Below are 16053 nucleotides of genomic sequence, written 5' to 3'. Positions count from 1 at the left end.
GCTCTTGTCAAGTCATCGGGCGAGATGGATGCTAGTTTCTGTACCTACACAACGAAGGGGTATCAGTGTCCCGACCCGCGACCGGCAAGACGCCGCTCCGCAACATCCGCGTACCTGACGAGCTGTGGCATGCCGCCATGACGGAGGCGAAAGAGGAAGGGCGCTCACTCACGGACGTCATCGTCAGCGACCTGCACCGGTACGTGAACCGCCGCCGACGGGAACGGGGAGCGCTCGACGAGGAGCGGGACGGCCCCGCATAAGATCCCCGGGTGGCACACACCTTCGACACCCTCGTACAACTGGAGCAGGCGGCCGAGCAGGCACGCGCCCGCCTCGACCAGCCCGGCACCGACCGCGACAGCACGTGGCGGGCCTGGCGGGACGCAGCCGAGGCGTTCCAGGCCGCCGTCACCGAGTACGCGGCCGAGGGCGAGTCGCGGGTTGAGGTGGAGATGCGGGTGAAGAAGGCGGTGCGGCACCCGGAAGCGGCCGAGTCCTGACAGCAGCGCACCCCTGGCCGGGGTTCCACGCTCGACCAGGGGTGCAGCAAACCCGACTTGGCTAGATGCAGCTGAATCGGACTGGTGCGATCAGCGTACCGACCGGCACCGACAATGCAGGCTCAGCTCTCCTCCGGCCACACCTCCAGCGCCGTCCCGGTCTCCTCGTCGACGAGGGTGATCCGCGCCCCAGGCAGGCCCCACGTGCCCACCCAGGTCGTGAACTTGCCGCGGGCCGTCGCCTCACTCCCCCACCAGCCGTGAGCGACCGGACGGCCGTCGACGGTGAGGGTGAGGTGGTAGCGCTCCACCTCAGCGGCCGGGATGGGCTGCATCGAAGTGCTCGGAGATTGCCAGCTCAACCCGAAGCCGGAAGTTGTTTGCCCGGACGTCAGCCTGCGCACTGATAGCCGCCGACACGTCGTCACTCGTGAAACCGGCAGGCAGCAGCAGTGGACCCATCGGCTCGACGTCGGGCCCCTCGTCGTGACGCCAGCCACAGTCGAGCGGACAGTGGAAACGCGCGACGCCGCCAAACGGGATCGGAAAGTCCGGCTGCGGGATTGTCGTCACGGCGGGAGGCGCCTGCTCGGCCTCGCGACGCATCCGCTCGATATCGGCGAGCGATGGCATCGAAAGCCCTGCGAGCACCGCGGCGAGGTCGTCATCCATGACCCCAGGATGCCAGCCGGCGACCCGCACCCTAGACTCGAACACATGTCCGACCTGTCGCCGTCCGAGCGCCTCGCCAAACTGCGTGCCGTCGAAGCCTGGCTGGAGTGGCAGCTACGCGACACCCGGCGCCGCATCGAACAAGTCGCGGCCGAGGCCCGCGCCGTCGACGGCTACATCACCGAAGCCGAACACCGCGCCGGCAAGCCCACAGGGGTCACCATCCACGCCGCCGACTGCCCGAAGATCCAGCAGGCAGTCGCCAACCTCGACGCCACCACCGCGCAATACGCCCTCGTCAAAGACAGCGGGTTCAACCACGCATGCCAGCACTGCAGGCCCGACGTCGCGCTCGGGATCGTCAAGGGCGAGTGACTACTCCGCTCGCCCGCCAGGTTCACCCGGATAGAAAGGCGAGTCGCTGCATCGCCGGTTCGTGCAGATCACCTTCTCCTCGTCAGGACTGGTCGGCTCGCTGTAGGTGCGAAGGCCCCAGCACCCACAAGTGGGGCAGGGCTCCTGCGGGCCCGGCTTGGTGAGATTCATGAACGCCATGAACGATCGATCCATCGCGCCATCCTGCAACCCGGCAACGTGGCCGTCGAGACTGCGCGCACGTGCGCCCGCCTCGACGGGGGATGCGAGGCGGGCGCACGGCCAGTGTGGCACGCCCTCCTGACAAGACGGCCGCGATCCGTCTACCGTGTCGGAACGCACAGGAGGAGGGGCCATGAGCGACGACACGGCCTGGGGCTAGACCCCGGACAGCGCAACGCCCCCGCAGCTTCGGCTGCGGGGGCGTTCCTGCGTGCGGCTACCGCCGACTGTCGCCAGGCGCGAGCAGGCTGGTGAGCTCGGCGATCGCCTCGGGCGAGGGCTTGAAGTACTTGCGGACGTTCTCCGGCTTCTTGTGTCGGGACTTCGCCATCAGCATCAGCAGCGAGGCGCCCTGTTCGCCGAGATGGGTCAGGGCCGAGTGCCGGTACTCATGGAGGTCCCAACCTGAACCTGGACTCCCGCTCGAGGTTGCCTCGTCGAGGAGTCCTCGAGCCTGCCCGTAGGAGAGCCGGGCGAGTCCGGTGTCGGGGCAGAGGTCTCGAGCGCTGACGACTTTGCCGGGGCCGGGCTTGCGGTGCGTGGTGAACACCGGGCCTCGAGTGCGGCCCTTGAGGAGGCGCGGCAGAAGCCGGGCGGTCCCGGCGTCCCAGTAGACGGGCTCGAGGACGAAGTCGTCTCGAGTCTGACCGCGGCGCCGGGTCTTCGACTTGGCGCCCTTGGCCTTGACCTGGCAGCGGCGGCCGGCGAGGTCGAGGTCTTCGATGTTGAGCTCGAGGATTTCGTCGGAGCGGGCGGCGGTCTCGTACAGCATGCGCCACAGCGTCTTCTCGCGGAGGTGGATGTCGCGGCGGCCGATGAGCCGGTCGATCTCCGACTTGGAGTGAGCCGGGGTGTCACTGTCGGGCGGCGTGAGGCGCTTCGTCCAGGCTGGTACCGACGGGCCGCCGTAGCCGCGCTCGCGGCACCAGGTGAGCCACGACTGCACGGCTGCGCGGCGCGCGTTCCAGGTGTTGACGGCCGCGTTCCCCCACAACTGCTCGAGCGTCTGGCCGATCTCGTCGTCGGCGACGGACTCGAGCGGGCGGTTGCCTCCGAGGGTCTCGAGCGTCTTGCTGACGCCGATGCCGTAGTTGCGGGCCGTGTTGGGGTTGCCGAGTGCCTCGAGGTAGCGGTCGGCTGCCGCCTGGACGGTGAGTGCTTTGCCGGTGGGGAGTTGTACGACGTTGCCCACGATCCTCCTTGCCGCAGATAACGGGGTCGCTTCGCGCGGGCTGTGGGTGTCGTCCTCCCTGCTCACGTTCGACCTTATCGCAGATAATAGGGCATTATCTGTGGGATAGTTGAGAGGTGTCATCATCTCACCGACCGTCAAGGAGCGGCATGGCGAAAGCGTTCGACACCCTGAAGGTCCACATCGAGGCGAGCGGCTGGGTGTTCGCGCTCGGCCACCTCCAGAAGTGGCGTGAGGCGAACCCTGACGGCACCATCGACGACTACTTCACCGAGGTGCGCGGTCAGACCATCAAGGCCAAGGAGCGCTTCGTCGAGGTCGAGATCGAGAACGGCGCGACGCGGGAGTCCGCCGTGCGGGCGGCGCGACTCATGCAGTGACCGTGAAGTGAGCGGTCCCCGCCTGTCGATACCAGGCGGGGACCTCCCCGAAGCGTAGCCGCACGACGAGACGCCGCCACTCCCCAGGGTGGCGCTTCGTCTCGGCCCCGAAGGCCTGGAACGTCACCGCCCGCTACGCTCCCGCCGCATGAGCATCCATTGGGGCGATGTCGCCACCTTCTCCACAGCCGCCCTCAGTGCGGTCGCGACAGCTGGCGCGTGGCTCGCCGCCCACCGGTCCGCGAAGACCGCAGACACGATGGCCCGCATCGAGCAGGAACGCTGGCATGCCGACCTGACGCCACAGTTCGAGCTCTCCTTGAGGGAGTACGACAACGGGCAGGCGATCCTGAACGTGCACCTCAGCGGGCCCGACGCGCTTCGCCGCCTCGACGAAGTGCGCATAGTCGTCGGCGATGACGACAGGGACCACACCGTCGTCTACCCAACTGGGAATGTGACGCAGGCCGATGTTGACGCCTTCGTCTGGGGGCCCTTCCGGTTCTCTCCCAACATCAACGGAACGGACGAACACGGGCGCGGGCCTGAGCCTTTCCCGCTCGACGTCGGCACCGGTACACCTCGGGCGATGCAGCGCACCAGGCCCGCGCACTGGATGGACGGCAAGACTCAGGCCATGTGGCAGGGCGAGAACGCCGGAAACCAGATCCGCCTCATCCTGACCTGCCGACGCGGCGACGACGAGTGGGTCATCGCCAGGCACCTCGACAACCCGCCGTTCAGCGAGCAGGCATGACAGAAGCGCCCCGCTCCCCGCCGCCGGATGGCAGCAGAGGAGCGGGGCGCAGGCGTGCCGGGTCAGAGGGCGATCGACAGGTGGACGAGGATCTGCACCAGCAGGTCGAGCATCCGGGTCACCTCCCCTCGCGCGAGGGGGCGGGGGTCAACCGGCCAATGGGGGTGGGCCGGTGGTCACAGGGTGGGGGCCGGGGTGAGTCCGTTCTCGGCGGCGAGCACCAGCGCCTGTCGAGCCAGGGCCACACAGCGTGGCGGAAGCGCCGACACGTCCCGGCCTGCGAGCAGTCCGTCGATGGCGGCGTGCACGTTCCCATGATCCGTGGGGCATAGGGCGACGAGCGGAGACTTAACCGGCTTTCCCGCGGCAGCCCACCACGCTTCGGGAACCACATGATGTTGGTTGAGGACCGCGGCCATGTGCCCCTTGTACAGGGTGCACGTCTGCAGGAGGATGCGGCCGTCAACCACCACCAGCCCGCGCGGGGTTGCCTCAGACATCGTCATCCTCCACATCGGGCGGCAGGTCCGGTTCGAGGAACAGGCCCTGCCATTGCGGGCGGGCACTGTCACCGGTGTGCGCCGGCTCGGTGGCGGCCTGGTCGGCGGGTTCGGGCATCAGGCCTCCTGTGGGCGAGTCCGGCGCTGAGCGGGAGCACCGCGGCCGACGGATTCGACGGGGTCGGGGTGGGGCTCGGCGGTGTGGTGGGCTGGCACGTGTAGTGGGTGGAACCAGCCGAGTCGGGCGTGCACTCGTAGGTGATGCCGGCGCCGTCCGTGAACGTCCAGCCGGATGGTGCCGGGCCGGTCGCACCCGTGTCGCCGGTGTCGCCCTTCGGGCCTTGTGGTCCAGCCGGCCCGGCTTCGCCCTGAGGTCCGGGAGGGCCCGCGCTGCCGACGGCCCCGGTAGGTCCGACGGCACCCGGTGAGCCTGCTACGCCTGGCATGCCGCTGGCTCCGGTGGCCCCGGTCTTGCCTGTTCTTCCGGGTGATCCGGTCGGGCCTGGCGAGCCGGGGATGCCTTGCGGTCCGCGGGGGCCGACGATGGACTGGCCTGCTTCGCCGCGGGATCCGGGCGGCCCGGCGACGGGCTTGTGGCCAAGACTCTGCACCTGCCGGGCGAGTGCGTCGCGGGCGTCGTTGGAGACGCGCAGGTCGTTGGAGAGGCCCTGTATCCAGATGGCCATGGTGGCGAAGGAGCCGACTGCGCCTGCCGCGATGACCGCGTACCGCAGGTCGGCTTTGCGTCGGTCTTTCGCCGGGGATGCGTGATTGCTCACGATCCGGCTCCCCTCGACGCGAGGTATACCTGCAGCAGTACGAGCAGCACTGGCACGATCAGCCCGGTCAGGATGAGGCGGCGGTCTGCCCGGCGTTCGTCTTCCCGCTTTCGCCGTTCCGCCTCCACATCCCGCTTCTCCTGTGCTCGCGCGGATTCGATGGCCGCCACCCGTTCGATGACCTGCCGGTGGACGTCGTCGGCGGTACGGCGTTCCAGTTCGTACCGCTCGACGCTGACCTTCTTCTCAAGCCGGGCGCCGTACTCGCGGAGGTCTTCTTTGAGGTCGGCGTGGATCGCCTCCAGGCGTCTGACGACCTCGCCGAGAGTCGGCTCGTCGGCCACGTACTGCTCCGATCAGACGACGTCCTGCACGGCCCGCGCGGACCGCGGCATGGACGCCTTCGTCTTCGCGGTGATCTGGGTGCGCAGGAACATGGCGAGCACGATCTGCACGGCGGACAGGACGAGGGCCTGCTGGTCCGCGGACCAGTGCAGCCCGAACCCGACGGCGAGGGCGAGGGCAGCCTGCGCGAGACCGTACAGGGGTGCGGCGAGGGCGTCGTGCGCCATCACGGCGACGACCAGGCCGACCGCGGCGGCGACCACCGTGTTGAGGACGGACTGCTGGTCGGCGGACAGGTGTACGCCGAACGCGGCGACCAGCTTGATGACGACAGCAGCCAGTGCGACGAACGCGGCCGGCTCTCTGCCCCAGATTTTGACGGACATGAGGAACTCCAGTTCGGTACGGCCGGGCTCAGCCGGTGATGGTGATGGTCGGCTTCCACGCTTCGAGGGCCTTCTTGACGGCGGCGACGACGCTGTCCGCGCTGCCCCCCGCCGACACGGCCGTCTGGATGGTGGCGAGCGTCTTCGCTGCCGCGTCGAGCTTGCTGTTCGCCGCCAGCGCGTCGAAGTGGATGTGCGCGAGGTAGTAGCCCGCGCCGTGGCTGACGGGCTGGCCCTTCGCGTCCTTCTCCGTCAGCGAGCCGATGCTGGTGAGCATCGAGTGCAGGTCGTCGAGCTGCTTGGCCTGGTCGGGGGTCATGTCGTTCTCCTGGGGGCGTGGGTATTGGCCGTAGTCGGCGGTGGTGGCGTAGTCGATGTCGGCGCTGCCGCCGAGGACGGTGCCGCCGCGCTGCTGGATGGTGGCGTGCGCAGACCACACGCCGCCGGACCAGGCGACGGTCTGCCACAGGTAGCGCAGCCCGTAGGCGTAGGCGCCTTCGATGACCTTGACGCCGCCGTAGCAGCCGGTGCGGGTCTTGCCGAGGACGGAAGTGACGCCGTCGAAGTACGTCTGCACCGACGCCCACGACGTGTCTTCGTCGACGGCGAAGTGGATCGGCATCGTGTCGGGCAGGCCCGCAGCCTTCCGCTGCACTTCCGCGGCCTGCGCATCCGCTGCTCCAGCCGCAAACCCGGAGGTTGCCCGGCCTGCCGTCGACTCCCACACGACGACGGTGCCGAGCCCCGCCCCCTGGTAGGCGGAGACGTGGGCGGCGGTGAGGTTCTTGCTGGTGTCGTGTGAGAAGTAGCGGGCCACGAAGGCCGCGCCGGTGGCTTTGATCTGGGTGACGCTGGGCTGCGCCCAGGCGATGTCGATGCCCATGACCGTCATGGGGCCGCCTCCTTGCTGTCGAGCAGCACCCGTATCTGATGCTGGTGTTCGTCGTGGATGGCGGCGATCTGCCGCTCGTGCTGCTGGTGGAGGCGTTCGACGTATTCGGTGTGCATCCGCCGTTCGACGCGCTGTTCCGCAACCCACGCCCGGTGAGCGGCCCACACGATCGGGATCCACAGGACGTTGGCCAGAAGGTTTGGCCACGTCGCCGTCCACGCGCCGGCCAGCCAGAGATCCATCAGACGAGTCCGTTGCGGTGCGCCCACACGTTCATCGACGTCCACGCCCGAACCAGGTCAGGATCCAGTCCAGGAGTCGGAGAAGGAGTGGGCGACGGAGGAGGGGTCGGGCTCGGCGTCGGCTGGGGGGCGGGGACCGGGTTCGGGTCGCCCGTCAGCGAAGCAAAGTCCTGGCCCAGCGCGTACAGGTCGTACCCGGCGACGTCCTTCCCGGTCTTCGGGTCGATCATGTCGGGGGTGACGAGGACCCACGCCTCCTCGAAGTACTTCGTGAAGAACCGCCAGGTCATCTTCTGTACGGCGCCCCAGGTGACGCACGACAGGCCGTTCTCGCCGTAGGCGCCGATGGTGACGCAGTGCCCGCCCTCGATCCGTGCGCCCCGGACGACGTCCCAGGGCTTCCCGGCGTTGAACTGGTCCATCGCCGAGCCGGGGAAGTTGAATCCGGCGTAGATCTGCCCGAACAGGCTGATGGCCTGCTTGACCTGAGTCGGGTTGGACAGGTCGACCTTGGCGAACGCGACGATCTTCTCGCCGAGGAAGCCGTGCTGGCGCCAGTAGTCCAGCACGTCCTGACAGACCGCACCCTGATCGGTGGACGGGTCCGCTGGAGTGAAGCCCGTGACGGCGGAGTAGAGGGCGAGCGCGTCCTTGTCCGTGACCTTCAGGACGGCGCCCTGGTTGACGTAGACGTCACCGATCCGCTTGTGACCGACGGCGGCGCACGTGCAGTCGCCCCACTGGTCGTTCGCGAGCATTCCCCAGTCGCTGCCAGGCACCGGCGACAGCCAGTCGGCGGAGGCGGGCGGGGCAGGCAGGCCGGGCGCCAGGTAGGCCCCGAATTTCAGATGCGGGCGGGCCGGCTCGGCAGGCAGCCGGCCGCCCTTGAAGGCGATGTTGCGGGTCAAGGTTGCTCCTGGACGTGCGAGAGCCCCCGACAGGCGCCAGGGGCTCGGGAAGGGCGTAGCCCGCGCGGCACGTGCGGGCCCGGGGCAGCTGGGGCTGCGTCAGGTGAAGGAGGGCGGGGTGCTCGCCGTGTCGGTCGTGTAGTTGATCTGGTCGACGTCCGTCTTCTGCACGGCGAACTGAGCGACCGTGCCCGCGGGCATGGCCACGCCGCGGAGGGCGGTGAGGATCGCCAGGGCGGTCGTGTCGTCGATGCCGCTCTCCGCCCACAGGGTGAAGCCGCCGTTGGATTGGGCGCCGGTCTCGTTCTGGGTGATGGTGACGGTGTAGTCGTAGCGGGTCTGCCTGTTGGTGCTGCTCACCAGGTCTCCTTCGGGGTCAGCTGGAGATCCGCCACAGGCACATCGTGGTGGCGATCGCGTTGGTTGTGGATGTTGTCAGGGTTGAGCCGGAGTTCTGCCAGGCCGCCAGCTCGACGTAGTCGCCGACGGCCAGCTGGACGATCGTGCCCGTGTACACGCTCGTGCCGTTGCTCGCCGACGGGGCCGCCTGCACCGCCGAGCCGGTGATGCCGGCGCCGTTCAAGAAGACCTGGAGCGTGCGGGTGCCAGCGCTGTTGGTGGCGAAGCAGACGGAGCCGGTGACGACGTACAGGCCCGCGGTCTGGGCGGTGAACCTCGACGTGTTGGTGGTGGTGGAGTGTCCGCCGTCGCTGTCGACGGTCTCGGTGTCGAGGGTGAGGACGGTGCTCGACGTGCTGGAGCCGAGGGACTGGGTGGTGGAGCTGTAGCCCTTGAACCGGACGGGTGCGAACAGGTAGTTGAGGCCCCCGAGAACGTTGGTGTTCCACAGGGCCGACGTCCAGAAGTTGCCGGGGACCTCGGTGGGAACGCTCGGGATGGTGGCCACGTCGGCCCCCTCTCAGTACGCGAAGGCGGTCGAGTCGAACTTGCTGACGGCGTCGTAGGTGGTGGGGTCGGTGACGCCTGCCGGGAGGGGTTCGCACACGATGTCGCCCGCCGTGTGCGCCTTGGTCGTGGCCGCGGTCAGCGTGATCGTGGCCGTGGTCCAGCCGGGCGAGGTTGCGCCGACCGCGCTGACCGTCACCGTCTCCTGGTTCGCCGTGTTCTGCCCCAGCACCAGGGACTGGCCCGGCCCGACCTGCGTGGCGAGCGGGTTGGTGGTGTCGGCAGACGCGTTGACGGTGATCGAGGTGACGCCCGCCGCGATGCTCGCGCCGAGGGTGGTATGCCAGGCCGCGAACACGGCATACGGCGTGGTGTCCGCCGGCGAGCATTGCAGTGTCTGCCACGCCTCGCCGTCGTCCCCGAACTCCCAGGCGATGTTTTCGATGAAGCACTCGATTTGCGTGGCGGGCACCCCTGGCGGCCGGCGCATCACCCGCACCCGCATGCCGAGTTCCAACGCCAGGCAGACCGGCCACATCGAGGGGACCGCACTCGGGTGCAGTTTGATCGAGCTGACGCGGGTGGCGGGCTGCTTGTACCGGGAGAGCAGGTAGTCGGCTGCGTCCTGGCACTCTGCGGTTGAGGTGCTGTTGACGGTGCGGGTCAGGGTCCGCGGGAAGTAGGCCGTGGCGGACGCGGTGTCGTTGGCGTAGAAGTTCTGGCCCGAGCTTTCCTGGGTGACGGTGACCTGATTCGACAGGTGGGTGCTGTCGTAGTCGGTCGCGATGTCTTCATACGGCCACTCGCCCGCCGAGGTGTTCTCCCCGAAGACGTAGACCGGGACGGTGGCGTTGTAGCGGGCGCTGCGGGCTTTGAACTGGATAAAGCCCTGCCGGTCGACGAAGTGCTCGCCATTCTCGGTGTCGATCACACCCTGCAACGCGGACACCGCGTCCTGTCCGTCAATCGCTGCCGGGCCCATGCTCGTCGTCAGCCCGGTCTGCAAAGTCGACGGTCCGGCGTACCCGGCGTAGCGCAGGATGCGCGCGTAGCGAGCGTTGCTCGACTCGCCGGAGCAGGCGGACTTCCAGGCCGTGTACAGGTTGCTGAGAGCCGTGCTGCCCAGGTAGGACGGGAATTCGCAGGCGAACGAGATGTCGCCCTGAAAATTGTTGGCGGTGCCGTTCCCTACGGTGGGGTCAACGTAGGCCCCAAGATTGTCCCCGATGATGTTGGTGGGGGCGTAGGCGGAGGAGACAGAGTAGGCGGATGCGACTCCGTCCAAGGCTACGAACGCGATTCCGGCAACAGGATCATGCCCGAATGCGGCGAGATGCCAGTTCCCGTCGACAACATTGACACTACCTGCCGACATTCCCGCAAGGCCCGACGATGGGCCAGCAAGTCCGAAGCCCAAGTGGCCGCTTGAGTCCACGTTGAGTTCGATCCGGGAGCCGGACGGGTTGCCGCCTGACCGCTGGTTGTCCATGGCGGTCCACATGTATGCGCCGCTCGTGGGCGTCGGGCCGGTGTACCGGAAGGCCAGCACCCGTGTCCATTGGGTGCTGATAGGTCCGAGGATGCCTGCGAGGCCGAGCCTGATGAACGTGGCGGCGCTGACGGTTGGCGTTCCCGGGTTGGGGTTTGCGATCCGGACGACCGTCCCGGTTGCTCCCGTGTAGGTTCCGGATGCGCCCGTGGCGGTGATCGCGTTGCCGAAGGTTAGGCTTCCCGCGCCGTATTTGGACACGCCGAGCTGGGCGGACGGGTAGTTGCCCGTCCAGTCGGATACCGCAGTCGAGCCGCTGGGGTCGTCGAGCCGGTACACGAACCGCGGGCTGTTGGAGTTGATCTCCTGTGTGAGGGGATCGCTCAGTTGTTTCTGGGAGAGCAGCGAGAACGCGTCCACCGCGGACGGCTGCACCACCCCATACGTGCCCTGCATGGCCCAACTGGACGGCCAGCGCTCCATGAAGCCCGCATACACCGGAAACCACACGCCCGGCACGGTCCAGGTCGACGCTGCAGAGGCCGCCTCGAACTGCCAAGCGTCCACCTGGACAGTGCACGCCGCAGCGGCTGCCGCGGCCGTTTCCACACCCGTCAACAGACGGCACGCATCCGCCGGGGCGGTCGCCGTGACAGTGACCTGCGTCCATGCCGCCGTTGTCGAACCGGTCAGAGTCGCCGCCGTCGACCTCGTCGTCGTCTGCGTTCCCGCCAGGTTGGCGAACACGATGAACGCATCCACCTGCAAAGATGTCGCCGCGGTCACGTTACGGACCATCATCTGCACCGTGTACGTCCGGCCCGGCTTGACCGCAGGCTGCGCCGTGTAGCAGATCGAGGTATGCGTAGCGGTCGCGTTGGGCACCGAGAACTGGAAGACCGTGCCGCCCTGCCAGGCGGTAGCTGAGGCGACGATGCTGCCGCCCGTGGAGTCGGCGAGCGAGAACACGTCGATACCCGAGCTGCCCTGCGGGATCGTGCCAGCCGCATAGCCGCCGAGGTCGCCGCCAGTGGCCTGTACCTGGGTGAGCAGGTTACGCGTGGGCGGCCACTGTGCACGCCTGCGGTACGGCTGGTACGGGAGGATGTGCCCGTAGTAGGGGCTGCTGGCGTTGGTCGGGTCCAGGACCGCGTCCGTGTTCGCGAGCGTCAGGCTCGCTTCACCGCTGCGGACTTGGTCCAGCTCGTACTGCCGCCCCCGCTGCACGGACACCGTCTGCCGGGTGCGGTCGGTGACGTCAACGTACCGGTCGAGCGGGCTGTCGCCACCATTGGCGGACCAGTACGGCGCCCACGCGTCTTCGACCATCGGCCAGTTCAGGTTCGGCTGGCCCGGCGCCGAGCTCGTCGTGTTGACGTGGTCGATGTACGCGGACATGCCTGCGGACTCGGTCGCGTAGTAGCCCGTCACGAACTGGAACTTGGTCGCGGTCGCGACCCACGTGTAGGCGGTCGTCGCTCTGGTGGTCCACGTGTACGCGTCCGGCGACGTGGAGAAGACGAAGCTCCCCGACACCTCCTGGATTCGCCACCACGCGTACTGGTACGGGTCGTAGGCGGCCCACGATGCGGCGATCGTTGTCGTGGTCGCCGTACCCGCATTAGTGACGGACGCGGTGAACACGCCGCCGCTGACCGCGAACGTGGCCTTGTTGCTGCCGTCGAGGAGCACCTCGAAGAACGTCTGCGTCGACCCGTTCCCGGGCGGCGTCGGCACCACCCGGGCGTAGACGCCGTTTGGAGCCGCCGGGTTCGCGGACGTCGCATCCCACGGGGTGCTCGCCAGCCCGTAGTAGTTCGTCGTGCAGGAGACCGCCACCCGGCACAGCGCCGTGTCGACCTGGACGTTCGGTGCGGGTGATGAGGCGTTCCACACGGCGGTGTTCAGCGTCGCCGCGCCGAAGTTGTCGTACAGGGCAGACAGCTTGGTCGCCACCGGGCACCCCCATCTGGCGCCCGGCGGCGCCCTCGAACCCTGTACTGGTCAGCGCTTGTACGCGGGATAGGTCAGCGGATTGCGCATGCCTCGGCGCAGGAACGCGGCCTCGACGTCCCGCGCGAGCCCGTCAACGGTCGCCACACTGCCCTTCACCTCGAACTCGAAGTGGTAGTGGTTGACCACGGTCCCACCGCCAGCGCCTGCCAGTGCCAGCCCGAGGCCGGCCCTACCGCCCGCGCCCGTCACGGACCCGGCGAGCCGGTGGACGGCTGTTGTGGCATGGTGGGCGCCGCCTTCCACGCCCTTGGCCAGGCCTCGGGGAATCCACTGACCGATCTCGGCGAACACCGTGCTGGGACTCCTGATGCCGAGCGCATGCTTGATCGCCCTCTGCATCGCCTTGGCGATCCGCATCATCTGGCGCTCGATCGCTTTCTCCTGCGACTGCAGCCCACGGACCAGTCCCTGCGCAGACCTCAGGCCCGCCCCGTACATCGAGTCGGCGACCGCCTTGCCTGCGCTCGTGGCGGCGGACTTGGTGGTCTTGTTCAGGGCGTTGATCTGGTCGATCTGCGCCTTCGACGCGCCTGCCAGTGCAGCTGCGGTCGCGCCGCCCTGGTCCACGCCCGCCGCGGCAAGCTGCGCGATCAGATCAGCGGAGAGGCCCCTCTTCTTCAGCGCCTGCAGTTCGGCCGCGAACTGCACGGCTTTGCCCATCTGGTCGCGCATCTTGTTGACCACGTCCTGCGCGGTCAATGCGAAGCCTTCCTGCGGGGCCTCGGTCACGACGCTGAAGCCCTGCATGACGCCGTCCGCGACGCTCTTGACCTCTTCCGACCACTGCTTCTGGAGGTCTTTGAGATGCTTCTGCGCGGCCTTGAGCCGGGTGGCCACCGAGTCCCGCCTAGCGGCCAGCGAGCGGAGGACCTTGTCCTCCTTCCGCGCATACGCCTCCAGGCGTTTGATCGTGTGCTCGTGGGAGGCCACCCAGGCGTTCATCGACCGCCCCTTACGGCCCCGTCCCCCCGACCCCCGCAGATCGGACACCCTGTTGTACGTCTCGATCAGCAGGCTTTCGATCCTGCGCGTCGCAGCCTTCACGCGCGCCGTCGAGCCGGTGAGACCGTCGACGAGGCCCTCGTTGAGGTAAATGCCCAAGCTGCGGAACACCTTCGACGGCGAGTTGATCCCCATGCGTCGGGCGAAGGACGTTTCCACTACGGCGCCCACGTTGGCCGTGGTCGCGGCGAGCACGGGCAGATGGCTGTTAAGGCCGTCCACCAAGCCCTGCATGATCATGCGTCCGGCGGGGACCAGCATCACCTTGTCGTAGGACGGGGGGCCCTTGTGGGAGGTGATGAACCCGCCGATGTCACCCAGGACGCCTCCGAGGCTGCCCATCGATGACTTGATGCCGGAAATCAGGCCGTGGATCACCGACGCGCCCGCGTCGTACAGCAGGTTCGAGAACCCGGCGCCGACGCTCATGATCGTGGAGGCCACGTCGTGGAGCTGCTGCCCGACGAGTCGCTTCAAGTCGCCCCACACCCGGGACCACTTGCCAGTGATCAGGTCGAGGATCAGGCTGACCGTATTGAGGATCAGGTGCATCGCGGTCGTCGCGACACCGGAGATCACGGACCAGGCCAGTTTCGCCGTGTCCTTGATCATCGTCCACGTGGTGCTCCACGCCGTCGCCAGCACCGCGAGGAGCGGCTTCATCGAGTCCCACCAGAGCTTCGCGTACAGGCCGATGGCTGCGAAGACGACCTTTGCGATTGCCCGGATCTGGTCGCCGTGCTGCTTCCACCACGCCGTCAGATCCGCGATCCGCGCCTTCACCCAGGCGATGACGTTGGTGTTGAACCAGTGGACCAGCCCCTGCACCGCGGTGACCATGGACCGCCAGACGCCGACGAAGGTCTGCTTGTGCGCGGTGAACCACGCAACCAGCGCCTGGAACGCCTGCCGCAGCAGCGGCAGCACCGAGGTGGCGAACCAGCGGATGATTGCCCCCGCGATCTGCCACTGCAGTTTGAACATCGTGCCGATGAACCGGCCAACGTCGTTGACGATCGTCCGGAAGGTACGGAAGTGGTTGTACGCGTAGACCACGGCAGCACCCACAGCCATGATCCCGGCCGCGATCGCCATCTCGGGGCCCAGCGCTGCGTACATAGCGGTCCCCACGGCGATGATCGCGGCGACGAGCGTGGCAGCGAGGGCCCCGGCCAGGGCCACGACGGCGCCCTTGTGCTGTGACAGCCAGACGACCCCGGTACGGATCCAGCCGAGGAACGTCTGCACGTAAGGCAGCAGCATCGTGCCCAGCCTGATGCCCATGTTGACGAGTGCAGCCTCGGTCTGGTGCAGCTGGTTCTGGAAGGTTTTCTGTGTCTTCTGCCAGGCTGCGTCGAACGCGCTGGTTTTCGACGCTTTCTGGATGTCCTCGAACTTGGTGCGCAACCCGTCGAGGTTCTGCATCAGCGACATGATCGCCTTGTCGCTGCGACCGCCACCGAAGATCTTCGCCAGGACGCTGTCGGCCTCAGTCCCCGAGACGCCCGCCTTGTGCAGACCGTCCTTCAGATCCTTCAACGCCACGTACAGGCCGTCAGGCTTCTTCAGGTCCATGGCGAGCTTGTTCTGCGTGATCCCCGCGGCCTTCATCGCCTTTTCCATGGCGCTGCTGGACGCCTTCACGTCCGTGCTGGCCAGGCCCAGGCCGGTGAGCATCTTCGTGGCCTTCTGCGACGGCGTGGTCATCATCGAGATGCCCATCGTCATACGGGTCGCCGCCACCTCCGCGCTGTTGCCGCGGTCCGTGAGGTACGCCAGGCCGGCGCCCATCGAGTTGATGGAGATGCCCATCTGCGCGGCCGTGGGTGCCCAGTTTTTGATCGACTCGTTGAAGTCCTGGAAGCGCATGTCGCCTTGGCCGACGATGGCGTTAAGGCTGGCCATTGTGGTCGCTGCTGCGGACGCGGGCTCGTTGAACGCCTTCATCACCGACGACAGCGAGTAGGTGGTGTCTTCCAGCGACGCCCCGGAGATCTTCGCTTCCTTCGCGGACTCCGTGACCACGGCGAGCGCACTCTTCAAGTCCAGCCCGGCCGAGATCGGGTGGTAGAGAGCCTCCGCCATCTGTGTGCCCGTGAACCCGACCTGCGTGCCCAGCCTCAATACCTCGTCGTTGAGCTGCGCCGAGGTCATGTGGACCTTCTTCAGCTGCTCATTCGACAGGCCGGCCGCGGTGTACAGGCGGGTCATGTGGGACTGGAAGTCCGCTGCCCACTTCACCGACATGACGCCGATCCCGGCCGCGATCCCGCCCGCGACCATGCCGATCCCGGCGAGCTTGCGGAACGCGCCCCCGATACGCGTTGTCGATGCCTCACCCTCGGCGGCAGCCTCGGCCATGCCCTTCTTGAAGGGGGCGGTGACGGAGCGGAGGACCACGTACAGGTCGCCAACTTCGGACGCCACGGCGCACCCCCTCTTCCACCAGGTCGCGCGAGAGGGGGTGATGTGGCAGAGAGTGCCGGA

The 16053-nt window shown here is 67.8% G+C and carries 19 protein-coding genes; 5 read left to right on the top strand and 14 right to left on the bottom strand.

What is annotated here, in order from left to right:
- The first annotated feature begins 65 nt into the window (after positions 1 to 65).
- Both ACWCRD_RS03165 and ACWCRD_RS03160 read left to right on the top strand, forming a co-directional pair.
- Positions 66 to 263, top strand: a complete 198-nt coding sequence (locus ACWCRD_RS03165; RefSeq protein WP_450964222.1) for a hypothetical protein — start codon at positions 66 to 68, stop codon at positions 261 to 263.
- Positions 264 to 272: 9 nt separating this feature from the next.
- Positions 273 to 503 carry a hypothetical protein gene (locus tag ACWCRD_RS03160; protein WP_450964221.1) on the top strand — a complete coding sequence of 77 codons (231 nt, stop codon included), beginning with the start codon at positions 273 to 275 and terminating at the stop codon, positions 501 to 503.
- A 122-nt stretch (positions 504 to 625) separates the two neighbouring features.
- On the opposite strand, the gene ACWCRD_RS03155 is transcribed toward ACWCRD_RS03160, so the two are convergent.
- Positions 626 to 838, bottom strand: a complete 213-nt coding sequence (locus ACWCRD_RS03155) for a hypothetical protein (RefSeq protein ID WP_450964220.1) — start codon at positions 836 to 838, stop codon at positions 626 to 628.
- A complete protein-coding gene (locus ACWCRD_RS03150; RefSeq protein WP_450964219.1) occupies positions 816 to 1175 on the bottom strand; it encodes a hypothetical protein in 360 nt (119 codons plus the stop codon). Before ACWCRD_RS03150 ends, ACWCRD_RS03155 begins: the two co-directional genes overlap by 23 nt.
- Positions 1176 to 1220: 45 nt before the next feature.
- Here ACWCRD_RS03150 and ACWCRD_RS03145 point away from each other — a divergent pair, with 45 nt between their 5' ends.
- A complete protein-coding gene (locus ACWCRD_RS03145) occupies positions 1221 to 1550 on the top strand; it encodes a DUF6233 domain-containing protein (protein WP_450964218.1) in 330 nt (109 codons plus the stop codon).
- Between the two features lie 439 nt (positions 1551 to 1989).
- On the opposite strand, the gene ACWCRD_RS03140 is transcribed toward ACWCRD_RS03145, so the two are convergent.
- A complete protein-coding gene (locus ACWCRD_RS03140) occupies positions 1990 to 2964 on the bottom strand; it encodes a tyrosine-type recombinase/integrase (RefSeq protein ID WP_450964217.1) in 975 nt (324 codons plus the stop codon).
- Positions 2965 to 3113: 149 nt separating this feature from the next.
- Here ACWCRD_RS03140 and ACWCRD_RS03135 point away from each other — a divergent pair, with 149 nt between their 5' ends.
- Entirely contained in the window at positions 3114 to 3344 is a 231-nt protein-coding gene (locus ACWCRD_RS03135; RefSeq protein ID WP_450964216.1) for a hypothetical protein, read from the top strand.
- An 88-nt stretch (positions 3345 to 3432) separates the two neighbouring features.
- Positions 3433 to 4101 carry a hypothetical protein gene (locus ACWCRD_RS03130; protein ID WP_450964215.1) on the top strand — a complete coding sequence of 223 codons (669 nt, stop codon included), beginning with the start codon at positions 3433 to 3435 and terminating at the stop codon, positions 4099 to 4101.
- A gap of 176 nt (positions 4102 to 4277) precedes the next feature.
- On the opposite strand, the gene ACWCRD_RS03125 is transcribed toward ACWCRD_RS03130, so the two are convergent.
- The 11 genes from ACWCRD_RS03125 to ACWCRD_RS03075 form a co-directional block, all read right to left on the bottom strand.
- Positions 4278 to 4601: a hypothetical protein gene (locus ACWCRD_RS03125; protein WP_450964214.1), complete on the bottom strand. Its 324-nt coding sequence runs from the start codon at positions 4599 to 4601 to the stop codon at positions 4278 to 4280.
- A complete protein-coding gene (locus ACWCRD_RS03120; protein WP_450964213.1) occupies positions 4594 to 4719 on the bottom strand; it encodes a hypothetical protein in 126 nt (41 codons plus the stop codon). The genes ACWCRD_RS03125 and ACWCRD_RS03120 overlap by 8 nt, the downstream gene beginning before the upstream one ends.
- 657 nt (positions 4720 to 5376) lie before the next feature.
- Entirely contained in the window at positions 5377 to 5724 is a 348-nt protein-coding gene (locus tag ACWCRD_RS03115; protein WP_450964212.1) for a hypothetical protein, read from the bottom strand.
- A 12-nt stretch (positions 5725 to 5736) separates the two neighbouring features.
- Positions 5737 to 6111, bottom strand: a complete 375-nt coding sequence (locus ACWCRD_RS03110) for a hypothetical protein (protein WP_450964211.1) — start codon at positions 6109 to 6111, stop codon at positions 5737 to 5739.
- Between the two features lie 28 nt (positions 6112 to 6139).
- Positions 6140 to 7003 carry a glycoside hydrolase domain-containing protein gene (locus ACWCRD_RS03105; protein ID WP_450964210.1) on the bottom strand — a complete coding sequence of 288 codons (864 nt, stop codon included), beginning with the start codon at positions 7001 to 7003 and terminating at the stop codon, positions 6140 to 6142.
- The gene (locus ACWCRD_RS03100; RefSeq protein ID WP_450964209.1) at positions 7000 to 7245 is read right to left on the bottom strand and encodes a hypothetical protein; all 246 of its coding nucleotides are present in this window, start codon (positions 7243 to 7245) and stop codon (positions 7000 to 7002) included. Before ACWCRD_RS03100 ends, ACWCRD_RS03105 begins: the two co-directional genes overlap by 4 nt.
- Positions 7245 to 8153, bottom strand: a complete 909-nt coding sequence (locus ACWCRD_RS03095) for a hypothetical protein (protein ID WP_450964208.1) — start codon at positions 8151 to 8153, stop codon at positions 7245 to 7247. Before ACWCRD_RS03095 ends, ACWCRD_RS03100 begins: the two co-directional genes overlap by 1 nt.
- A gap of 99 nt (positions 8154 to 8252) precedes the next feature.
- The gene (locus tag ACWCRD_RS03090; protein WP_450964207.1) at positions 8253 to 8513 is read right to left on the bottom strand and encodes a hypothetical protein; all 261 of its coding nucleotides are present in this window, start codon (positions 8511 to 8513) and stop codon (positions 8253 to 8255) included.
- A 16-nt stretch (positions 8514 to 8529) separates the two neighbouring features.
- Positions 8530 to 9060 carry a hypothetical protein gene (locus ACWCRD_RS03085; RefSeq protein ID WP_450964206.1) on the bottom strand — a complete coding sequence of 177 codons (531 nt, stop codon included), beginning with the start codon at positions 9058 to 9060 and terminating at the stop codon, positions 8530 to 8532.
- A 12-nt stretch (positions 9061 to 9072) separates the two neighbouring features.
- Positions 9073 to 12387 (bottom strand): hypothetical protein, encoded by a 3315-nt coding sequence (locus tag ACWCRD_RS03080; protein ID WP_450964205.1) that lies wholly within the window; start codon positions 12385 to 12387, stop codon positions 9073 to 9075.
- A gap of 165 nt (positions 12388 to 12552) precedes the next feature.
- Positions 12553 to 15993 carry a phage tail tape measure protein gene (locus ACWCRD_RS03075; RefSeq protein WP_450964204.1) on the bottom strand — a complete coding sequence of 1147 codons (3441 nt, stop codon included), beginning with the start codon at positions 15991 to 15993 and terminating at the stop codon, positions 12553 to 12555.
- Positions 15994 to 16053 lie beyond the last annotated feature (60 nt).

The organism is Streptomyces sp. NPDC002092, from assembly GCF_053593775.1.
This window is presented reverse-complemented; position numbering and strand designations above follow the sequence as displayed.

Coding starts and splice junctions, on each gene's coding strand:
- ACWCRD_RS03145 (WP_450964218.1), top strand. CDS start 1,221: ATGTCCGACCTGTCGCCGTCCGAGCGCCTCGCCAAACTGCGTGCCGTC.
- ACWCRD_RS03110 (WP_450964211.1), bottom strand. CDS start 6,111: ATGTCCGTCAAAATCTGGGGCAGAGAGCCGGCCGCGTTCGTCGCACTG.
- ACWCRD_RS03105 (WP_450964210.1), bottom strand. CDS start 7,003: ATGACGGTCATGGGCATCGACATCGCCTGGGCGCAGCCCAGCGTCACC.
- ACWCRD_RS03125 (WP_450964214.1), bottom strand. CDS start 4,601: ATGTCTGAGGCAACCCCGCGCGGGCTGGTGGTGGTTGACGGCCGCATC.
- ACWCRD_RS03135 (WP_450964216.1), top strand. CDS start 3,114: ATGGCGAAAGCGTTCGACACCCTGAAGGTCCACATCGAGGCGAGCGGC.
- ACWCRD_RS03155 (WP_450964220.1), bottom strand. CDS start 838: ATGCAGCCCATCCCGGCCGCTGAGGTGGAGCGCTACCACCTCACCCTC.
- ACWCRD_RS03100 (WP_450964209.1), bottom strand. CDS start 7,245: ATGGATCTCTGGCTGGCCGGCGCGTGGACGGCGACGTGGCCAAACCTT.
- ACWCRD_RS03150 (WP_450964219.1), bottom strand. CDS start 1,175: ATGGATGACGACCTCGCCGCGGTGCTCGCAGGGCTTTCGATGCCATCG.
- ACWCRD_RS03120 (WP_450964213.1), bottom strand. CDS start 4,719: ATGCCCGAACCCGCCGACCAGGCCGCCACCGAGCCGGCGCACACCGGT.